The sequence below is a fragment of the Marinobacter sp. EN3 genome (assembly GCF_000475315.1).
GTDB lineage: Bacteria > Pseudomonadota > Gammaproteobacteria > Pseudomonadales > Oleiphilaceae > Marinobacter > Marinobacter nauticus.
Genome location: NZ_AXCC01000011.1, coordinates 61412 through 79961, shown reverse-complemented (window position 1 = coordinate 79961; position 18550 = coordinate 61412). Strand labels below are relative to the sequence as shown.

Sequence of the window (18550 nt, the reverse complement as noted above, 5' to 3'; positions counted from 1 at the left end):
TGTCAGAGCGAGGCCGCAACTACTCGGTTGCGGCCCGTTTCCTTGGCCTGGTACAGAGCCTGGTCGGCGGCCCGGAACAGCTCGTCGAACTCCGGACAATTCTCCCGCCAGCAAGCAATGCCTGCTGAAATGGTCAGGCTCCCCAGGTTTTCACCCCGATGTTCCACTGGCTCGGCTGAGATGGCCGCCCGCAGTTGCTCGGCCCTTTGCCGGGCCTCATCAAGGGACGCCCCGGGCATCAGCACCGAAAACTCCTCACCACCATAACGGCAAACGGTATCACTGCCGCGAAAACAGGTAGCGAGCACGTCACCGACCATTCTCAGCGCCTGATCACCGGCCTCGTGGCCATGACAGTCGTTGAAAAGTTTGAAGTGATCAATATCGAAAATCAGCAGGCATAGCGGCCGATCAGAACGAGCCGAGACTTCCCGCTCATGGCGAAAGAGCTCATCAAAGTAGCGACGATTTTTCAGTCCGGTCAGGCTGTCCTCATAGGAGAATCGTTGCAATTCAGCCCTCAAGGCCAGCCCAGACAGGGTAATGCCAATTTTCTCAACCGACTGGTATACCCAGGAAATCACCCTTGCGATGCCATAGTCTTTCACCACTGGCGGCAGGTCCGGGCGCTCCAGCATCAACACCCCTTCAGGCCGATTGCCGGAGCGGGCAGACTCTATCCGCAGGAAAAAGCACATCTGAGCCGGTAAATCGTAACTGCGTACCGGGAGTACGGTTTCGGTCAGGACGGACAGGTTCGCCCCCAGTGACGCCGGGAACACATCCTCCGGGGTACCGCCCCAGTGAACCACTCGGTCGTACTGCCCATCGATGCCTCTTCGATAGAAACAACCGGTCATGGGCAGGTAGAGCTCCGGCATGGCTCTTAACAGGGGCTCGAACGCTTCCTCAATGCCGGCGCAATCCTGCAGAGCCGCAATCACATCCGCCAGTTTCTGGCTTTTCTTGCTTTCCAGTGCCAACAAGCGGGCCCTGGCGACTTCTCTTTCTGCCAGCGACTCAGCGCGGGCGGTGCGCTCCCGAACCTTCTGTTCCAGCCGGACGTTCAGTTGCTGGAGCTCTTTCTGGGTCTTGCCGTAGTGCCAGACCGAAATACTGACCACCGCCAGCGAGAAACCCAGCGCTCCCCAGCTCACCGGCACCCGGCCCCAGGGCAGGAACCCGTGAGCAACGGCCATATCAACAATCAGCAGCACCGCCAGCCCACCACAAGCCACCACCAGCACCTGCTGCTCCCCGAACAGCACACGAAAGCGTGGCAACACAGCGCCAGCCATCACCACCAGCGAGACCAGAAGCAACACATCAAACACCGGGAAGGTCGAAGAAAGGTCGACCGCGCCGACCAACGCCAGGGCCAGGGCGCTCACCGCCAATCCAAGATGAATCCACACCAGCCAGCTGATCAGCACCGGACGTGCAGCGCCTAGCCATTGCCGCAACAACAAGGCCAACGCCATAGGAATCAGGTAGTAAGAGCCGGCCGCGAGGTAGTCCCACAACAAAGGTTTGTAAGCAATCAACAAGCTCGCCTGGCTCTCAGCCAACAGCATCACCGAGGTCAGGAATGAAAACAGAGCAATGCTGGCGAAACTGCGCTGGCCCCTTTGGATTACGGCGAACACCAGAGCCAGAAAAGCTATCAGAGCCGACAATGCCGAGACTACCAGTTCCTCAGCAGCTCCCCCGAGGAGGTATACCGTCAGATCGGCATGATCGGTAATCCCGACCTCCCCCCATAACCCTATGTCGGTGTAATTCGAGAATATCCGGAAATAGAGCGTCTCTCCCTGATAATCCTCGGGTAGCCGTATTTCATGCCAGGGCCATCCCTCAAAACGGCCCCTTCCCTCCTGGTCAAAGGTGCCATATTGATAGAGCAATTCACCCCGAAACCAGGCCTGTACAATGATGTCGACGCTGTAGATATAAAGGACGGGCTGGTACCAGCTACCTTCAGGCAATTGCACTCTGAACCAGGCATGCTCACGACCGTCGCGGCCAGGAGGGTTCGAAGGAAAACCAATGTCATGCCAGTGTTCCGGGGAGTCTTCCAGGATCCACAATGGCGTGCCATCTGACTGAAACGGGGAATCTCCCCAGCGATACTGCCATCCCTCGTCCACCGGCTGCATCGCAGCCAATCCCGGCTGGGACAGAAAGACCCCGAGGGCGATGATCACCAGCAGAAATCTGATGCGACAAGTGGACGCGTGCAAAGCAGAACCCGCTTTCAGGAGTGATCGTTCCAGTATAATCCGTAAACGCCAGATACAGAACTTTCTCAACTTTTTTGTCGGAGGGTAAACAGCGCAAGCAACGCAGACACCAGCATCAGAAACAGCGCCACCGCGTTCAACACCGGCGTTGAGCCTTCCCGCAGACGATTGAACAGGGCCACGGTGAGCGGGGTATCACTACCGGTGAGCATGACCGTGGTATTGAAGTTCTCGAAGGACATCAAAAACGCCATCGCCGCGGCCCCGAGGATGGAGGGAAGCAGCCACGGCAGAGTAACCGTGAACCAGGCCACAAGCGGCGTGGCACCCAGATTCAGGGCAGCCTCTTCCAGCTGTCGGTCGAATTTGCGCAGCCGTGCGGCAATCACCAGAGTAGCCAGAGTGGTAATGAAGGTAACCTGCCCCATCACCACCAGTGTCAGCCCCGGCCGGAACAGGTCCAGCTCGATACCCCACAAGCGGGAGACATCGTTGGCCATGCCACTGTAGAACACCAGAATGGATACCCCGAGAATCACGCCCGGAATCACCAGCGGCAGCAGCATCAACAGATACAGCAGCTCCTTGCCGCGAAACTCCACCCGCTCGAACAATACTGCATTCACGCAGCCAAGCCCCACACTGACCAGCGTCACCCAGAACGCAATTTTGGTACTGACCCAGAGTGCACTGAGCAATCCGTCGTCGTGAAACAGCCCGGTACGCCCGTCGGTGCCGTCGGCCAGATACCAGTCCAGGGTAAAACCCTGCCACGGTAATGACGGGAACGGCGAGTCGTTGAATGCGAACACGGCCGTCACCAGCAAAGGCAACGCAAGATACAGGAAAAAGGCCAACAGATAGCTCAGGTAAAGGGCATCAAACAACCGGGACCGAGGTACAGAACGGATCATGACATCACCCCATAACCTTGCGCAGGGATTGCCCGGTCAGCTTCAGGCCCAGCCAGACCAGCAGCGACGACAATACCAGTAGCAAGACCCCCAAAGCCGCCCCCTGCTCCCAGTTAAACCGGGTGATGAACTGGGTGAAAATCTGCTGAGTAAACCAGGCACTGTCTTTGCCCCCCATCAGAATCGGCGTGAGGTAACTGCCCAGGGTGAGCATGAACACCACAATACAGCCGGAGACAATGCCCGGCATGGCCCAGGGAATCACTACCTCCCGCAGCACGGTACCGTGGCCGCCACCCAGATCGTAGCCGGCCTCGACCAGGTTCTCGTCCATGCCGTCGAGCGTGGTCACCAGCGGCACCACCATAAACAGCAGGCCGTTGTAGACCAGGCCGATGATCACCGCGACATCGTTGTAGAGCATCTCCACCGGGCCATCCACCCAGCCCAGCGCCTGCAGCCAGGAACTGAACAGGCCGCTCTCCCGCAACAGGATCATCCAGCCGTAGGTACGCACCAACTCGCTGGCCCAGAACGGGATCAGGCAAGCCAGGAACAGAATACCCTTGCTCCTCCCACGGGCCAGGCGGGCAATGTACCAGGCAATGGGAAAGGCAATCAGCAGGGTGAGGAAGGTGGTGAACAGGGACATGAGCCCGGTACGCACGAAGGTACGCCAGTAGTAGGATTCACTGAAGAAATTCTGGTACTGCTCCAGCCCCCAGGCCAGGGTATCCCAGCTTTCCCGTACCTGGAACGACACCCGCAACATCTGTAGATGGGGCACCAGCACCAATAGCACTATCCAGAGCAGGAAAGGCGCCAATAACAGCCACAGCGAGAAACGGCTAACCGAGCTATTCACTGGTGCGCAGCTCCAAATACCCGGGCCAGGTCCGGATCCCACGACAGCTCAAGGTGGCCGTCCTGCGTCAGCGCCGGCGCCGAGCCGTCCTGGGGGAGTCGTGCAAATAGTGCCTGGCCATTGCTTTCGACTTCAACCCGGCTGTTGGCGCCATCAAACAGCGTGGTCCGGACTCGGGTCTGCAGTGAGGAGGAACCCGCGACCGCAGCCGTTTGCGAAAACGACAATGATTCCGGCCGAATGTACAATTCTGCCTGGGCACCAGGTGCCAGGCCCGCCGATGCAGACCGACCGCGTACCACCGCACCATCGCTCAGACGAACAGCCGCCACATCATCGGCCACGGACACCACCGTCCCCGCCAGGCGATTGTTGTCGCCGACAAACCCCGCGACAAACGGCGTTGCCGGATGCCGGTAAAGCTCCTCCGGCGGCGCCACCTGCTCGAAGCGGCCATTTTTCATCACCGCCACCTGATCCGACATCACCATGGCTTCGGACTGGTCATGGGTGATGTACACAAAGGTGGTGCCAAATTGCTTTTGCAGGTGTTTGAGCTCGACCTTCATCTGCTCCCGAAGTTTCAGATCCAGGGCACCGAGAGGCTCATCCAGCAACAACAAGGTGGGTTCGAGCACCAGGCAGCGGGCCAGGGCCACGCGCTGGCGCTGGCCACCCGACAATTCCTGGGGATTGCGATTCTCCAGTTCCGGCAGCCCCACCTGTTCCAGCACCCGTGCAATCCGCTTGCGGCGCTCGGCCGCGGGCACCTTCTTGCGTTTCAGGCCATAGCCAATGTTGTCACCGACGGACATGGTGGGGAACAGCGCCAGGTGCTGGAACACCATGTTCACCGGGCGCTTGTTAGGCGGCACCTCATTCATGCGCTGGCCGCGAATGAAGATATCTCCTTCATCCGGCTTGTCGAAGCCTGCCAGCAGCCGCAGCAGGGTGGTCTTGCCACACCCCGACGGCCCCAGAATGGAAAAAAAGGTGCCCGCAGGAACATCCAGCGACACATGGTCCACCGCCGCGTTATTACCAAAGCGGCGGACCAGTCCGCTGCAGGACAGGTCAGACTCTGTTGCCATAAGGATCAGTTCGCCGCCTGGACGCGATCCAGCACCTGCCCTTCCATGGCTTCCAGCCCCGGTGGTACCGGCGGATACCATTTGATGTTGTTGATGGCTTCTTCATCGAAGCTCAGGCGATAGGCGTCCCGCAGCTCAGCGTTCACAAACTCATCGGCCCCTTTGGAGGCCGTGAAGTTGCCGGAGGCATTGGTGATTTTGGCCGCAATTTCCGGCTGCATCACAAAGTTGATCCACTTGTAGGCGGCCTCTTCGTTCTCGCTGCGGCGCGGGATAGCAAAGGTATCAATCCAGCCCAGGGCTCCGGATTCCGGCGCCACAAAGCGGATGTCCGGGTTCTCCGCATTCAGCTTCCAGCCGCCGGCATCCCAGGCCATGGCAGCGGTCACTTCTCCGGTACGAAGCAGCGACAGCAGTTGGTCGCCACCGGTCCAGTAGGTTTTCACGTTGTCTTTGCAGTCGATCAGTTTGTCTTCCACTTTCGCCAGGATGGACTGGTACTCGTCCCGGTCTTCATAGGCCGCAAATGGATCCATGCCCATGGCGAAGGCAAAGCCGATCAGCGTCGGCCGCTTCAGGCGGTAACTCACTTTGCCAGCCACTGCCGGGTCACACAGGTCGGTGTAATCGGTAACGGTGTCCGCGACGGAACTGTGCACAATCAGGCCACTGGTACCCCAGACCGAGGGCACACCGTAAGATTGACCATCCAGAGCCGTCGACTCCTGAGTCGCCTTCACCATCGACGCCTGCAACTGGCCGGTATTGATGCGGCTGTAATCAATGGGCTTGTAGATGTTGAACTGGCGCTGTACACCCACGATGCGATCCTGGCTCGGCTGGGCCAGATCAAAACCGGCGCCACCGGTGGCCCGAAGCTTGGAGATCATGTCCTCGTTGTTGGACAAGGTGATCTTTACATCAATTCCGGTTTCTTCCTCGAACTGGGCGACCACCTCATCCGGGGCGTAGCCACCCCAGGTAATCAGGCGAAGTTCTTCCGCCAGCAGGTTGCCGGAAGCTGTGGTTGCGGCCAGCAGGGTGGCCAGTGCTGATATCCGTGTCTTGCGCAGTGCCATGGTCGTTCATTCCCCTGAAACGGTGTTATGCGAACTCGCTAAGGTTTTGTTATCAGGAAGTTATAGACCATGTATTTCAGTTTTGTGAAACCTGGACAATAAAAAACGGAGGCCGAAGCCTCCGTTTTTCAGGTTCATGATGCTCTTCCGGTTACTGACCGGACTTCAACATTTCCCAGTATTTGGCATACACCTGCAGCGCCTCGTCGCCAATGTCGGTCTGGAACTCGGCATTGATCATGTCGGTGGCGTTGGGGTAGCTGGCCCGGTCGTTCGCAACGGCGTCATCCAGCAGATCCCGGGCCGCCAGGTTGGGCGTGGCGTAGCCGATCTCTTCGCTGATCAGGGCCGAGATTTCCGGCTGCAGCACAAAGCTGATGAACTGGTGAGCGGCTTCCGGGTTCTTGGCGTTCTTGGGAATCACGAAGCTGTCCAGCCAGGCGATGATGCCTTCTTCCGGATACACGTATTCCAGGGAATCCAGAGTATCGCGGCCCATGACGGCTTCGCCGTTCCAGATCATACCCACGTCGGTTTCACCTTCCAGGTACGGCATGCGAGGGGCATCCGAGTTAAAGGTACGCACCGACGGCATCAGCTCGGTCAGCTTCTCGTAGGCTTCCTCGATTTCCTGAGGGTCAGTACTGTTACCGGAATAACCCAGTACCCGCAGGCCCACATGGAAGACTTCACGCATGTCGTTGGTCAGCATGACCCGGCCTTCGAAACGCTCATCCCACAGATCGGCCCAGGCGGTAACCTCGCCTTCCACATCCGCGGTATCCACGGCCAGGCCGGTGGTGCCCCACAGGTAGGGCACGCTGTACTGGTTTTCCGGATCGATATCCAGGTTCACCAGTTCCGGATCCAGGTTGTCGAAACCTTCAATCTTGCTGCGATCGATGGGCATTAGCAGGTCTTCCTGCCGCATCTTGCTCACGTAGTAGGTGGAGGGCACGGCCAGGTCGTAGGCGGCGCTCTCATCCAGCAGTTTCAGCCGGGCATACATGGCTTCGTTGCTGTCGTAGGTGGTGTAGACCACCTGGATACCGGTTTCCTCAGTAAAGCGATCCAGAACTTCCTGGGGCATGTACTCAGACCAGTTGTACAGGTTCAGAACCTTGGGCTCCTCAGAACCACTGCAGCCAGTCAGGCCCACCGCCAGCAGGCCGGCCAGTGCCAGTTTCTTCATCGTTTGCTCCTTAACAGTATCCATTGAGACAAGATCAACATGACCAGTGAGAATACCAGTAGCAGGGTGCCAAGGGCATTCACTTCGGGCTTCAGGCCCACCCGCACCATCGAATAGATGCGCAATGGCAGAATTTCATAACTCGGGCCACTGACAAACGTACTGACCACCACGTCGTCCAGTGACAGTGTAAACCCCAGCAGCCAGCCCGCCAGCAGGGCCGGCATGATCACCGGAATCAGTACCGTGCGGGTCATGGTGAAATCGTTGGCGCCCAGATCCCGGGCCGCCTCCGGCAGGCGTTCGTCAAACCCGCTGAGCCGGGCCATCACGGTGATGACCACAAACGGCAGGCAGAAGGTAACGTGGGCCAGCAACAGGGATACATAACCCAGCTGCAGCCCCACCAGCAGAAACAGCGCCAGCAGCGAAATCGCCAGGACAATTTCCGGCGACATCATCACCACAAACAGCATGCCATTGAGTACTTTCTTGCCCCGGAACCGGTATCGGTGCAGTGCCAGTGCGGTGAGCGCGCCGATCAACGTCGACACAGTGGCCGCGGAGAGCGCCAGCCAGAGGGAATTCCACATGGCCTGCACCATGGCCCGGTTGTTCAACAGGGCTTCGTACCAGCGCAGGCTCAGGCCACCCCATTCGTAACCGGTGCGGGAATCGTTGAAGGAGAACACCACGAGTACCACGATAGGCACGTACAGCAGCAGATACACCAGCGTCAGGTAGGTGCGGGGCAGCCAGCGATTCATACACCGTCCTCCCCGATCCGCCGTTTACTCAGGCGGTGGGCGAACATCAGGAACGCCATGGCCAGGGTCAGCAGGATGCTGGCAGCGGCACCAAAGGGCCAGTTGCGGGCATCCAGAAACTGGTTCTTGATGACGTTACCCACCAGCAGGTTGCGGGAACCGCCCAGAATATCAGGCACAAAAAACAACCCCATGGCCGGCAACAGCACCAGCATGATGCCCGCCAGCACCCCCGGCAGGGTCAGCGGCACGATCACATGGATAAACGTGGACAGGCGCCCCGCGCCCAGATCGTGCGACGCCCTCAGGTAGTCTTCCCGCAGGTCTTCAAACACGGAGTAGAGCGGCAGGATCATGAACGGCAACAACAGATACACCAGCCCGATAATCACCGCCCCCTCGGTATACAGCAGTTGCATGGGCTCATCGATCACACCAAGCGACATCAAACCATTGTTGAGCAGGCCGTTGGTGGCCAGGATCAACTTCAGGGCGTAGGTTCGAACCAGGGAATTGGTCCAGAACGGCACGATAAGCAGGAAGATCAGCAGCACCTGATTGCGTTTGCCGACCTTGGACAACGCCCACGCAAACGGGTAGCCGATCAACAGACACACCAGCGTCGTCATGGCCGCCATGTACAGGGAGTGCAGGAACACTTCCAGGTACAGCGGATCGAGCAGTTGCCGATAGGCATCCAGGGTCAGCGGCAGCGAAATAAAGGAGCCCGGGTCCCGGGTCATTACACTGGCACCGACCACCAACAGGTTGGGGGTCAGCACCAGAAACAGCAACCAGCCCCAGACCAGCACCAGCACCGCCGCACGGAACGGCTGCTGTGTCAGGCTACGCATCGGTGCCTTCTTCCTCTGGCAGAGCTTCCGGCTCAGTGGGTAACAGCCATTCCCAGCCATCAACCCAGCTCACTTTGACCGGCTCGCCAAGGCGATAGTCGAAGGTAGGGTCGTCTTCGTCGAAGAATTCCGACGCCAGCACCTCGGTGCCATCCTCAAGATGAATCACCGAATCCAGGGTACTGCCCTTGTAGTTACGTTCAACGATCTTGCCAGCCACACCATCCTCATCGTCCGGCGCCAGTACACGGATATCCTCGGGGCGCAACAGCACATGCAGGGACTGGCCACCGGAGACCGGGAAATCCGGCTTGCGGAAGGTACGCTTCAGGCCGAACACATCCACGGTGATAGTGTCGTCGCCGTTGGCTTTGTCCACCCGGCCCGGGAAGAAATTGGTTTCACCGACAAAGCGGGCGGTAAACAGGTTAGCCGGGCGCTCGTAGACTTCCCGCGGCGTCCCCAGTTGCTGGATCAGGCCGTCTTTCAACACCACCACCCGGTCGGACATGGACAGGGCTTCTTCCTGATCATGGGTGACAAACACAAAGGTGATACCCAGCTCCCGCTGCAGGCGTTTCAGTTCCACCTGCATGGTGCGCCGCAGTTTGTAATCCAGGGCGGACAACGGCTCATCCAGCAACAGCACCTTCGGGCGCTTGACCACTGCACGGGCAATGGCCACCCGTTGCTGCTGGCCGCCGGACAACTGATGCGGCTTGCGCCGGGCGAAGTCCTCGAGCTGGACCATGGCCAGGGCATCCTCGACCCGCTCCCGGATTTCCTGCTTCGGCCGCTTTTCCATTTTCAGGCCATAGGCCACGTTGTCGAAGACCGACATATGAGGAAACAGCGCGTAGTTCTGGAATACCGTGTTCAGCGGGCGGTGCTCCGGCGGGGTGTGAGTCAGGTCCTGATCGCCCAGCGCGATGGTGCCGTCATCCGGATGCTCGAAACCCGCCATCATCCGCAACAAGGTGGTCTTGCCGCAACCGGAGGGCCCCAGGAGGGTAATGAACTCGCCGTCAAAAATGTCCAGATCCAGTGAATCCAGCACTTTTTTGCCGTCGAACTGTTTGGTGAGATTGCTCAGAGATAGCAGTGTCTGTTTCATCGGCCCTGCCCAAAGTTTGAGCGGCGTATTTTTCCAGAAACAGACGCAAACAAAAAGGGGCGTGCGGATATTCCCTGACCACGCCCCTCCTGTTTTCCAGCCCTGTCAGGCCCGATTGTCACGCAGCGGTTTTACTGCTCCGCGACACTGTTCAGATACGCCTTGTCCGAAATGTTAGTCCAGGGGCGCACCTGCTTGAGGTATTCACGCTGTGAGGTGATGATTTCGTTCGCCAGTTCGTCTTTCTCGGCAAATTCATCCAACAGGCGATTGGTGGTTTCTCGAAGGGCGGTAATAACCTCCGGTGGAAACACCTTGTGAGTCACATCCGGGTATTCCTGCTTCATCTTCTCCCAGGCCACACCGCTTTCGTGGGTGCTCTGGATATACATGTCATACGCTGCAGTACGCATGGAGACCCGCAGGATAGCCTGCAGATCAGCCGGCAGCTTGTCCCAGGTTTTCTTGTTGATCAGGAACTGCACTTCGGCATTGGGCTCCTGCCAGCCGGAGTAGTAATACTTGGCAATCTGGTGAAAGCCCATCTGCAGATCCAGCGCCGGGCCAACCCATTCAACGGCATCGATGGTGTTGCGCTCAAGCGCGGTATACAGCTCGCCCGGCGGCAGGTTGGTGACCGCCACGCCCACTTCCGACATAACCTCGCCGGCAAAGCCGGGGGTGCGCATTTTCAGGCCTTTCAGGTCCTCCAGAGACTTGATCTCTTTCCGGAACCAGCCACCCATCTGATTGGCCGTGTTGCCACCCGGGAAGGACAGCAGCCCGAAGGGTTCATATACCTTCTGCATCAACTCCATGCCGTCGTCGTGGTAGAACCAGGCATACATCTCCGGCGCAATCATGCCGAAGGGTATGGTGGTGAAGTACATGGCGTTGGGAATGGTGCCCTTGTAGTAATAAGAGGCGGTGTGGCCCATGTCGTACTGGCCGTTACGGACCAGATCGAAAATACCGAAAGGGGCCTTGTGCTTGTTGGAGGAATCAATCCGGATCTTCAGCCGACCGCCGGACATTTCCTCAGCCATGGCCGCCATGTTTCGGGGCGCATCCCCCAGCAGGCCGGAATTTGGCCCCCAGGTTTCCGCGAGACGCAGGGTAAAGGTTTCTTCAGAGACCGCGAAAGGGCTGGCCAGCAGGCCAAGAGTGCTGACCGCCGCCAGCAGGGTTTTACGCAGGGACATAGTGTTGGCTTCCATTGTTATCAGTTTTTGATTCAAATATGCCTGAATGATCCATCATAACGACGAAAGCCGACCGCGCCAATGTGGCGGGCCGGCTTTCTTATGAGGGTAATCAGACCTTGAACTGGCCAACCAGCTCGCGCAGATTCTCTCCCAACCGGGCCAGTTCGTGGCTGGCCTCATTGGTCTGGGTCACGCCGGTGTCGCTGCGCTGGGCCGCGTCGACAATCCGCACCACGTTCTGGTTGATCTCTTCCGCCACCTGGCTCTGCTGTTCAGCGGCGGTCGCAATCTGAGTCACCTGATCGTGGATCTGGGTCACTGACGTCACGATGGTGTTCAGTGCACTGGTGGCATGATTGATGCGTTCAACCGTCGCCTCCGAGCTCTTGCGGGAGTTGTTCATACGTTCCACCGAAGCCTTGGACTCCGCCACAAAGCCATCAATCATTTCCCGGATCTGATCAGCCGATTCCGCTGACCGCTTGGCCAGCTGGCGCACTTCGTCGGCAACCACCGAGAAACCGCGACCGTGCTCGCCGGCCCGGGCTGCCTCAATGGCAGCGTTCAGGGCCAGCAGGTTGGTCTGCTCAGTAACCGCGTGAATCACATCCAGCACCTGCTGAATATCGTTCGACTTCTCGGCCAGGGCATTGATGCTGCGAGCGGTGTCTTCCATTTCCTGGGACAGCTGATTGACCGCCCCCTGAGCGCTATTAATGGTCTCGCCACCCTCTTTGGCCATGCGGTCCGCATCGGAAGCTGCGCCTTCCACCTCATTGGCATTGCCGGAGATTTGCTGAATCGTTGCCGCCATTTCGTTGATGGCCGAAGCAATCTGGTCGGTTTCCGAACCCTGCTCCTGAACCGACTGGCGGGTTTCATTCGCCACCCGGCTGAGTTCTTCAGCCGCCGAAGCCACCTGGTCGGTGGTAGAGCCGACCTCACGGATGGTGTCCTGAATCTTGATGACGAAGTGGTTGAAGCGGCGGCCCAGAACGGCCAGCTCATCTTTACCATCTTCCGGCAGGCGCTGGCGCAGGTCGCCCTCACCGTCGGCAATCTCCCGCATCATGTCGCTGACCTTGTTCAGCGGCGCAGTCACGGTGCGGCCAATGACCAACCCGATTACCAACGAAATCACCACCACCACAATGGTCAGCAGTAAAATGAAGCCCATAGCAGACGTCATGGTTGCATCGATTTCTTGCCGGGCAGCGGCCACCGCTCTCTGAACATCGGTTACATACACGCCGGAACCTATCATCCAGTCCCAGCCCGGAATGATAGTGGAGTAGGAGACTTTCGGTTCCACCTGGCCGGTAGCAGGGTTGGTCCACTCATAAGGCATGAAGCCATCGTCACCTGTCGCGTCAAACAACCCGCGAACCAGCTTTTGGGTGTTCGGATTGGTAGTCGGGCCTTCCTTGGAGGGGTCCGGTGCATAGGCGAGATTGAACAGACTGCGATCGTAGGCGAAGACATAGTTGTTCTGACCGAACTTGATTGACCGCAACCGCTCTCGCGCCTCTTCCTGCGCCTCCTGCTCCGAAAAACCGGGAGTGGACTTGGCCTCAAGCACCACGGATTTCGCGGTTTCAACCAGATTTTTCAAACCTTCCTTGCGCGCTTCCAACAGTTCCTGCTCGAGGCGTTGCAACTCTGCCTCTCCATTGGCCCGGATCTGGTTCGCCGTAATCCATGCAACTGTTCCAGCCGTAATCAGTACAGGCACCAATACACCAATCAGAAGCCGTGTTCTGATGGTCAGGTTGCTCATGAAGGTCATGGTCTTCGCTCCGGGGTCATTTCTTGTAATCCTTTGATTATGCACAAACGCAACCCGCACTCCGTTGCAGTTTGTTAAAAGCTGTATACCAAACGCAGGTCAGGAACAGGTTTTTATGTAAACAAGCCCGTCATATCAGTGTCATACGTCTAAATACGTATCGGCCGTCATGTAAACGACTTGAGGCTGTGTCAGACTAAGGTCTGAACATTCAGCTCATGAGCAAGCATGCATGAAACGGCTTTTTCTTATCCGCCACGCCAAATCGAGCTGGAACGACGACAGCCTCTGCGACCAGGAACGCCCACTGAATGACAGAGGCCAAAGCCAGCTTGCGCCGCTCGCGCGGGCAATGAAATGCCTGGGCGCGCTGTCCGGTGCCATTTATGCAAGCCCCGCTGTGCGAGCCCAGCAAACGCTGGCAGGTGCACTCAGCGTCAACGACCAGCCGGCCCATGTCCGCACCGAAAACGAGCTTTACACCTTCGACTTCCGGCGTCTATTACGCTGGCTGCAGAATCTGGATAACGCTCAGAACCGCATCACCCTCATCGGCCACAACCCGGCATTACTCGAACTGGCCGCCTTTCTGGTACCCCAGGCTCCGTTCGAATTGCCAACCGCCAGTATCCTGGAGATCCGGCTGCCGGTAAGGCACTGGAAGAAAGTGGACAAAAACAAGGGTGCACTGGAAACCTTCCTGACGCCTCGTGATTTCAGTTACAACGAATTCCGGCGCAAGAACCGAAAAGCCAGTCCCGACGCCACTGATCTGGACCAGAACACGCTCCCGGAGGTTTTACAGCAGCTGAACAACCAGTTGGAACTTCTGACCCCTGGGGTGATGCTGGGGCTGGATGACGAATTCCTGCACCAATACCGCATTGCCCTTCGCCGCAGTCGGGCCATTGCCGAACCCCTGGCCGAGATTACCGGCGATCGCCAACTACAGGAGCATATCCGAGAACTGAAGCGACATGCCCGGGCCACCAGCGCCCTGCGGGATCTGCACGTATTTCTTCAGGATATCCCCGAGCTGTGCCACGACAACCCACAACTCTGCACCACGCTGACCGACTGGGCGCGGCTCAGGGCATCTAAAGCACAGCGCAAACTGGCCAAACGCCTTGGCCAGAAACGCTACCAGCAAAGCCTGTCGCGCTGGCAAGACTATATTGAGTCCAAATCTTTTCATAAGCTGGCTGCAAACCTGCGGAAAAAAGACATCCAGGCCGCGACAAACCGCCGCCTGAAGCAGTTCAACCGAAAAACCGCAGAACTGCTGCACACCGCTCCGGATGAAGCCCTGCACCAGCTGCGCAAGAACCTCAAGCGTATCCGCTATCTTCTGGAACTGGATGCCCGGTACAGCAAGCCATTCCGGAAAGAGCTACGCCAGCGACAGGATCTGTACGGCCGTTTCCAGGATCTGCATGTCCAGATCGAGCTGACCCGACGATTCCTCGCCGACCATCCGGAGTGCGACGGGGTGTCACTGACTGGCAAACTTGAGCAAGAGAAAGCCAATACCCGCAGGCAAATACTGGCTATGGGTGGACTGAACGTCTGAGGCCTCAAGAAGAAGGTTCGGGCCGAGCTTGGCCACCCGGACCTGTTCCGGATTCAGGCCCAGGTCTTCCAGGGTCTCATGGATGTCGTCCAGTGCATCGTCTTTCGGTGCCGCCAGCAACAGCTCCCGAACTGACTCCAGAACCATCTTCACCGGCACCGTCATAAAGTAGACCGAAATCACCAGCATCATTACCGGGTCGGCATACACGGCCAGCTCCGCCCAATGACTGCGTTCCAGCAGCCAGGCCGCGCCAAAACCAATCATTACGGCAGCGCTTAGGGCACTGTCCATCAGCCACTGGCGCTGTTCCGCCTGCACCAGCCCCGAACCATTGCGCAGACTTGACCACCGTAGATACGCCCAGACCGCCAGACACCCCACCACGTTCACCGCACCAAAGATCATTGCCATGTCCGCCGCCACGGCACGGCCGCCCTGAAGCAGCGACACCACCGCCGATACCAGCGACAAGATACACACCACTGCAATCACCAGACCTTTCACGGCGATCACTAGCGGCTCCACGGCCCCCATCCCGAATGGGTAATCGTCATTGGCCGGCCGGCGAACCAGGCGGGCGGCATAGAGTGACAGGAGCGACAACCCGAGGCTGATCAGGGAATAGGCACCATCGAAGATAATAACCAGGGAATCGACCCAAAGACCCCAGGTAATACCGGCGAGCGCAAACAGGCCCGCGCCCACCGCTGATAATGTCAGCGCCAGGTTTTCCCGCGCCAGAGAAGTAAACATTTTGACCTCCTGAGAATTGCTGCCATATTAGCGGCATCATTCAACAGGTGTGAGTCGCTGAGCGACGGAAAATCCGTCGCAAAGAGCAAACCATGAAAACGTCACAGATCAAGACCTTCCTCTCGGTTGTGCGCAACGGCAGCGTGGCCGCGGCGGCCCGGGAACTGAACCGCAGCCGCACCACCGTCAGTACCGTGCTGGCGTCCCTGGAGGATGAACTGGGGGTGGAGCTGTTTGAACGCAGCGGCAATCAACTGCACCTGACGGCCATCGGCCAGTCCATCCTGACCGACTGCCGGCGATTCGACCAGGTTGCCAGCCAGATCAGGGCTCGCTGCCAGCACCACCTGAGTGGTGCCGAATCGGTCCTGCGCATTGCCCGGGACGATGCCATTCCGGAAGATATCTGGCGGGACATTCTGCGCCGGCTGAAACAACGCTTCCCCCAGACCAGCCTGTCGGTTTACCTTGCCTCGCCCCGGGAACTGGCGCCGCTGGTTCGCAACCAGTCCGTGGATGTGGCCTATGGCCTGATGCCGGAATTGCTGAACGAAGGTTATCAATGGTTTCGGGAACTGGCTGATGTGCGCATGCTCACCGTGGCAGCGCCGGATCACCCCCTGAGTCAGCTGAAACGGGTCACTCAGGACGACCTGGTCAGCCACACGGAAATCACCCTGGCCTACATGCTCGACGCCCAACTGGTGGCCGAATCCCCGGAAACCGCCAACTACCTCGCCTTTACCCAATACGAACTGATGCGGGATGCGGTGATCGATGGCGCTGGCTGGGCGGATTTACCCTTACCCCTGATTGCTGAGGCATTGCGCAAGGAACAGCTGAAAACCATCCACCACCGCAGCGCCCGCTGGTGGAAAGTGTTCAGTGCGCTGGAGTCAGAGCAGGCGCAAGGAGGCGCCGTGGTGGGCTGGCTCGCCAACGAACTGGAAGCCTATCTGGAAACCCTGGCCTGACCGGGAGACTGAGGTCCTTCCGGACTCTCCGGACGGACATCCGCAGGCGCATGGTCATCACATTTCCGGCAATCCAGCTTAACCCCCAACATGGATTGCCGGCCTTCCACCGTGACAACCCAGGGCGGATCATGGCGCACGTGCTGGTTATGGCCACACGCCAGCTGCGCTACCCAGTGGTTTTCCCCGTCTTTGTGATAGCCGCTGATGGGTTGTTTCATGCCGAAGCCTCTCTGTTCGATCGGCCCACCCAGGCCGACCACGAGTATATTGCCAACGCCACCCAGATCATCACAAAGCTCACCAGTTTGGCGGTGCTAAGCGGCTCATGGAAGATATACAGCGCGATCAGAAACTGGATCGTGGGGTTGATGTACATAAGAAAGCCCACGGTAGACAGCTTCAAACGGCGCGCAGCCCCGGCAAAAGCCAGCAGCGGGATGGCGGTCACCGCGCCACTGGAGGCCAGTAACAATGCGCTGTAGGTGCTGTCCGAAAAGTGCGACAGCCCCTGCGACGACAGCCAGGCCAGGGTCAGCAAGCCCAACGGCAGCAATAACAGCGTTTCAACAAACAGACCGGAAAGGCCATCAAGTTCGACTTTCTTGCGCATCAGGCCATAGGTGCCGAAGCTGAACGCCAGTACCAGCGTAATCCACGGCAACTCGCCCAGCAGCAACAGCTGATAGAGAATCGCAACCGCCGCCAGCCCCACCGCCGCGGCCTGCAGCCGGGAAATACGCTCACCCAGGATCAGCAGCCCCATGGCCACATTTACCAACGGCGTCAGGAAATAGCCCAGACTGGCCTGCAACACATGGCGTGTTTCCACGGCATAAATATAGATACCCCAGTTCAGGGCAATAAACACGGCACAACCCAGCACATACCCCAGCCGGCGCGGCTGTCGCAGTGCCGCCACCACCGGCGGCCAGCGCTTGAGTATCGAGATGACCACGGCCAGAAACAGGCAGGACCAGATCACCCGATGGATCAGCACCTCCCAGGAAGGGATCCCCTTGAACAGGGCAAAATACAGGGGAAAGCTTCCCCAAAGGGTGTAGGCGCCTAACCCGTAAACCACGCCTTTGGTGGTGTCATTCAGCGGTTTCATAGCTTCCTCATTGTCAGGCCCGTCAATCTAGCACAAACCCGCTGGGCAAAGGCTCATGCCTTAGTCACAGACAACCTATAGGTGACTCGCCCGTGGTAAATGCCGTAACCTGAAAAGACACACCCACGCTCAAAGGGAACTGCCATGAAGACTGCCCACGACCTTGTTGCCGAAGCCAAAAAAGAGATTCAGGAGGTGCCGCTGGCCAACGCCGAGGCGGCCATTAAAAATGCCGATTTGCTGCTGGATGTGCGGGACGCCGATGAATACCGCTCCAGCCATATTCCGGGCGCCGTGAATATTTCCCGGGGCATGCTCGAATTCAAGTTCACCAACGACCCCGCGCTGGAGAACCGGCAGATGAAAATTGTGCTCTACTGCAAAACCTCCGGCCGTGCAGCACTCAGCGCCAAAGCGCTGAAAGAGATGGGCTATATGAACGTACAATCCATTGAAGGCGGCTTTGACGCCTGGCTGGAAGCGGGTAAAGAGGTCGCTCAGCCGGATCTGCCGAAATTCGAATAGAACGTTTAAAGACAACAGGCCTTGAACTTGCGACCACTGCCACAGGGGCAGGGGTCGTTTCGACCGGGCTTCAGCATTCCCTCGCGGGTTTCGCCCTCCCGGTAGAACCAGCGGCCATTCTCTTTGCTGAAGTCTGATCGCTCTTCCAGATAACCCCAACCACCACCGGCACGATAGACCGCCCGGAAGTGAACCCGGCCCGTGTCGACACCGGCACTGGAGGAGAGTATCTGCAGCGAAACCCATTCCGGTGAGCCGGAAAGGTCCAGTTCCGCCGGCCGGGTCTCCGGATGCCAGGTCTCGAGCAGATAATCGGCATCCTTCACCACAAAGGCACTGAACCGGGAACGCATCAACGCCTCCGGTGTGGTGGCAGGCGCGCCTGCATGGCAGGGCTGACAACACAGCAGGTAGGCTTTCCCGCTACCGCAGGGGCAGTTTTCCCCGGACACCTTCATCCCTTTCCAAACCCTCATGAAGCCAGAATTTCGTTGGCCCGGCTGT

At 58.5% G+C, this 18550-nt stretch carries 18 protein-coding genes; 3 read left to right on the top strand and 15 right to left on the bottom strand.

Translation table 11 applies throughout. The annotated features are described in order from the left end of the window. Positions 1 to 2: 2 nt before the first annotated feature. From Q675_RS23770 to Q675_RS23720, 11 genes are all read right to left on the bottom strand, one after another. Complete coding sequence (locus Q675_RS23770; protein WP_227499503.1) at positions 3 to 2204, bottom strand: sensor domain-containing diguanylate cyclase; 2202 nt, start codon at positions 2202 to 2204, stop codon at positions 3 to 5. A 101-nt stretch (positions 2205 to 2305) separates the two neighbouring features. Continuing rightward, the gene (locus Q675_RS23765; RefSeq protein ID WP_011783901.1) at positions 2306 to 3154 is read right to left on the bottom strand and encodes an ABC transporter permease; all 849 of its coding nucleotides are present in this window, start codon (positions 3152 to 3154) and stop codon (positions 2306 to 2308) included. Positions 3155 to 3158: 4 nt separating this feature from the next. Then, entirely contained in the window at positions 3159 to 4019 is an 861-nt protein-coding gene (locus tag Q675_RS23760) for an ABC transporter permease (RefSeq protein ID WP_011783900.1), read from the bottom strand. Next, positions 4016 to 5110, bottom strand: coding sequence for an ABC transporter ATP-binding protein (locus Q675_RS23755; RefSeq protein ID WP_011783899.1), 1095 nt, complete (start codon positions 5108 to 5110; stop codon positions 4016 to 4018). Before Q675_RS23755 ends, Q675_RS23760 begins: the two co-directional genes overlap by 4 nt. 5 nt (positions 5111 to 5115) lie before the next feature. Next, complete coding sequence (locus tag Q675_RS23750) at positions 5116 to 6189, bottom strand: extracellular solute-binding protein (RefSeq protein ID WP_023010712.1); 1074 nt, start codon at positions 6187 to 6189, stop codon at positions 5116 to 5118. A 151-nt stretch (positions 6190 to 6340) separates the two neighbouring features. Then, positions 6341 to 7381 (bottom strand): extracellular solute-binding protein, encoded by a 1041-nt coding sequence (locus tag Q675_RS23745; RefSeq protein ID WP_011783897.1) that lies wholly within the window; start codon positions 7379 to 7381, stop codon positions 6341 to 6343. Further along, complete coding sequence (gene potC / locus Q675_RS23740; RefSeq protein WP_011783896.1) at positions 7378 to 8148, bottom strand: spermidine/putrescine ABC transporter permease PotC; 771 nt, start codon at positions 8146 to 8148, stop codon at positions 7378 to 7380. Before potC ends, Q675_RS23745 begins: the two co-directional genes overlap by 4 nt. Beyond that, a complete protein-coding gene (gene potB, locus Q675_RS23735; RefSeq protein WP_011783895.1) occupies positions 8145 to 9002 on the bottom strand; it encodes a spermidine/putrescine ABC transporter permease PotB in 858 nt (285 codons plus the stop codon). The genes potC and potB overlap by 4 nt, the downstream gene beginning before the upstream one ends. Next, entirely contained in the window at positions 8995 to 10116 is a 1122-nt protein-coding gene (potA, locus tag Q675_RS23730) for a spermidine/putrescine ABC transporter ATP-binding protein PotA (protein ID WP_011783894.1), read from the bottom strand. Before potA ends, potB begins: the two co-directional genes overlap by 8 nt. 131 nt (positions 10117 to 10247) lie before the next feature. Next, positions 10248 to 11318: a TRAP transporter substrate-binding protein gene (locus Q675_RS23725; RefSeq protein ID WP_189383320.1), complete on the bottom strand. Its 1071-nt coding sequence runs from the start codon at positions 11316 to 11318 to the stop codon at positions 10248 to 10250. A 112-nt stretch (positions 11319 to 11430) separates the two neighbouring features. Further along, on the bottom strand, positions 11431 to 13107 hold the full coding sequence (locus tag Q675_RS23720) for a methyl-accepting chemotaxis protein (RefSeq protein WP_022993351.1): 1677 nt from the start codon (positions 13105 to 13107) through the stop codon (positions 11431 to 11433). 232 nt (positions 13108 to 13339) lie between these two features. Between Q675_RS23720 and Q675_RS23715 the strand changes: the two genes are divergently transcribed. After that, positions 13340 to 14677 carry a CHAD domain-containing protein gene (locus tag Q675_RS23715; protein ID WP_022993352.1) on the top strand — a complete coding sequence of 446 codons (1338 nt, stop codon included), beginning with the start codon at positions 13340 to 13342 and terminating at the stop codon, positions 14675 to 14677. Here the strand turns inward: Q675_RS23715 and Q675_RS23710 are convergent. Further along, positions 14600 to 15433: a cation diffusion facilitator family transporter gene (locus tag Q675_RS23710; RefSeq protein ID WP_022993353.1), complete on the bottom strand. Its 834-nt coding sequence runs from the start codon at positions 15431 to 15433 to the stop codon at positions 14600 to 14602. The genes Q675_RS23715 and Q675_RS23710 overlap by 78 nt on opposite strands. Positions 15434 to 15525: 92 nt before the next feature. Here Q675_RS23710 and Q675_RS23705 point away from each other — a divergent pair, with 92 nt between their 5' ends. Further along, the gene (locus Q675_RS23705) at positions 15526 to 16407 is read left to right on the top strand and encodes a LysR family transcriptional regulator (protein WP_022993354.1); all 882 of its coding nucleotides are present in this window, start codon (positions 15526 to 15528) and stop codon (positions 16405 to 16407) included. Here Q675_RS23705 and Q675_RS0119060 read toward each other — a convergent pair. Both Q675_RS0119060 and rarD read right to left on the bottom strand, forming a co-directional pair. Then, positions 16386 to 16628, bottom strand: coding sequence for a DUF3565 domain-containing protein (locus Q675_RS0119060; RefSeq protein WP_031211085.1), 243 nt, complete (start codon positions 16626 to 16628; stop codon positions 16386 to 16388). The two genes, Q675_RS23705 and Q675_RS0119060, sit on opposite strands and share 22 nt — an antisense overlap. After that, positions 16625 to 17521 carry an EamA family transporter RarD gene (gene rarD, locus Q675_RS23700; protein WP_011783887.1) on the bottom strand — a complete coding sequence of 299 codons (897 nt, stop codon included), beginning with the start codon at positions 17519 to 17521 and terminating at the stop codon, positions 16625 to 16627. Before rarD ends, Q675_RS0119060 begins: the two co-directional genes overlap by 4 nt. A 144-nt stretch (positions 17522 to 17665) precedes the next feature. On the opposite strand from rarD, the gene Q675_RS23695 reads away from it, so the two are divergent. Beyond that, on the top strand, positions 17666 to 18046 hold the full coding sequence (locus Q675_RS23695; RefSeq protein ID WP_014420261.1) for a rhodanese-like domain-containing protein: 381 nt from the start codon (positions 17666 to 17668) through the stop codon (positions 18044 to 18046). Between the two features lie 5 nt (positions 18047 to 18051). Here the strand turns inward: Q675_RS23695 and Q675_RS23690 are convergent, their stop codons facing one another. Then, positions 18052 to 18522 (bottom strand): YchJ family protein, encoded by a 471-nt coding sequence (locus Q675_RS23690; RefSeq protein ID WP_223268749.1) that lies wholly within the window; start codon positions 18520 to 18522, stop codon positions 18052 to 18054. Positions 18523 to 18550: the final 28 nt, after the last annotated feature.

What these genes read in the sequence shown, in the direction of transcription:
- potA (WP_011783894.1), bottom strand. Translation starts at nt 10,116, where the DNA reads ATGAAACAGACACTGCTATCTCTGAGCAATCTCACCAAACAGTTCGAC.
- rarD (WP_011783887.1), bottom strand. Translation starts at nt 17,521, where the DNA reads ATGAAACCGCTGAATGACACCACCAAAGGCGTGGTTTACGGGTTAGGC.
- Q675_RS23710 (WP_022993353.1), bottom strand. Translation starts at nt 15,433, where the DNA reads ATGTTTACTTCTCTGGCGCGGGAAAACCTGGCGCTGACATTATCAGCG.
- Q675_RS23750 (WP_023010712.1), bottom strand. Translation starts at nt 6,189, where the DNA reads ATGGCACTGCGCAAGACACGGATATCAGCACTGGCCACCCTGCTGGCC.
- Q675_RS23725 (WP_189383320.1), bottom strand. Translation starts at nt 11,318, where the DNA reads ATGTCCCTGCGTAAAACCCTGCTGGCGGCGGTCAGCACTCTTGGCCTG.
- Q675_RS23715 (WP_022993352.1), top strand. Translation starts at nt 13,340, where the DNA reads ATGAAACGGCTTTTTCTTATCCGCCACGCCAAATCGAGCTGGAACGAC.
- Q675_RS23705 (WP_022993354.1), top strand. Translation starts at nt 15,526, where the DNA reads ATGAAAACGTCACAGATCAAGACCTTCCTCTCGGTTGTGCGCAACGGC.
- Q675_RS23755 (WP_011783899.1), bottom strand. Translation starts at nt 5,110, where the DNA reads ATGGCAACAGAGTCTGACCTGTCCTGCAGCGGACTGGTCCGCCGCTTT.
- Q675_RS23765 (WP_011783901.1), bottom strand. Translation starts at nt 3,154, where the DNA reads ATGATCCGTTCTGTACCTCGGTCCCGGTTGTTTGATGCCCTTTACCTG.
- potC (WP_011783896.1), bottom strand. Translation starts at nt 8,148, where the DNA reads ATGAATCGCTGGCTGCCCCGCACCTACCTGACGCTGGTGTATCTGCTG.
- Q675_RS23690 (WP_223268749.1), bottom strand. Translation starts at nt 18,522, where the DNA reads ATGAGGGTTTGGAAAGGGATGAAGGTGTCCGGGGAAAACTGCCCCTGC.
- Q675_RS23745 (WP_011783897.1), bottom strand. Translation starts at nt 7,381, where the DNA reads ATGAAGAAACTGGCACTGGCCGGCCTGCTGGCGGTGGGCCTGACTGGC.
- Q675_RS23720 (WP_022993351.1), bottom strand. Translation starts at nt 13,107, where the DNA reads ATGACCTTCATGAGCAACCTGACCATCAGAACACGGCTTCTGATTGGT.
- Q675_RS23695 (WP_014420261.1), top strand. Translation starts at nt 17,666, where the DNA reads ATGAAGACTGCCCACGACCTTGTTGCCGAAGCCAAAAAAGAGATTCAG.
- Q675_RS0119060 (WP_031211085.1), bottom strand. Translation starts at nt 16,628, where the DNA reads ATGAAACAACCCATCAGCGGCTATCACAAAGACGGGGAAAACCACTGG.
- potB (WP_011783895.1), bottom strand. Translation starts at nt 9,002, where the DNA reads ATGCGTAGCCTGACACAGCAGCCGTTCCGTGCGGCGGTGCTGGTGCTG.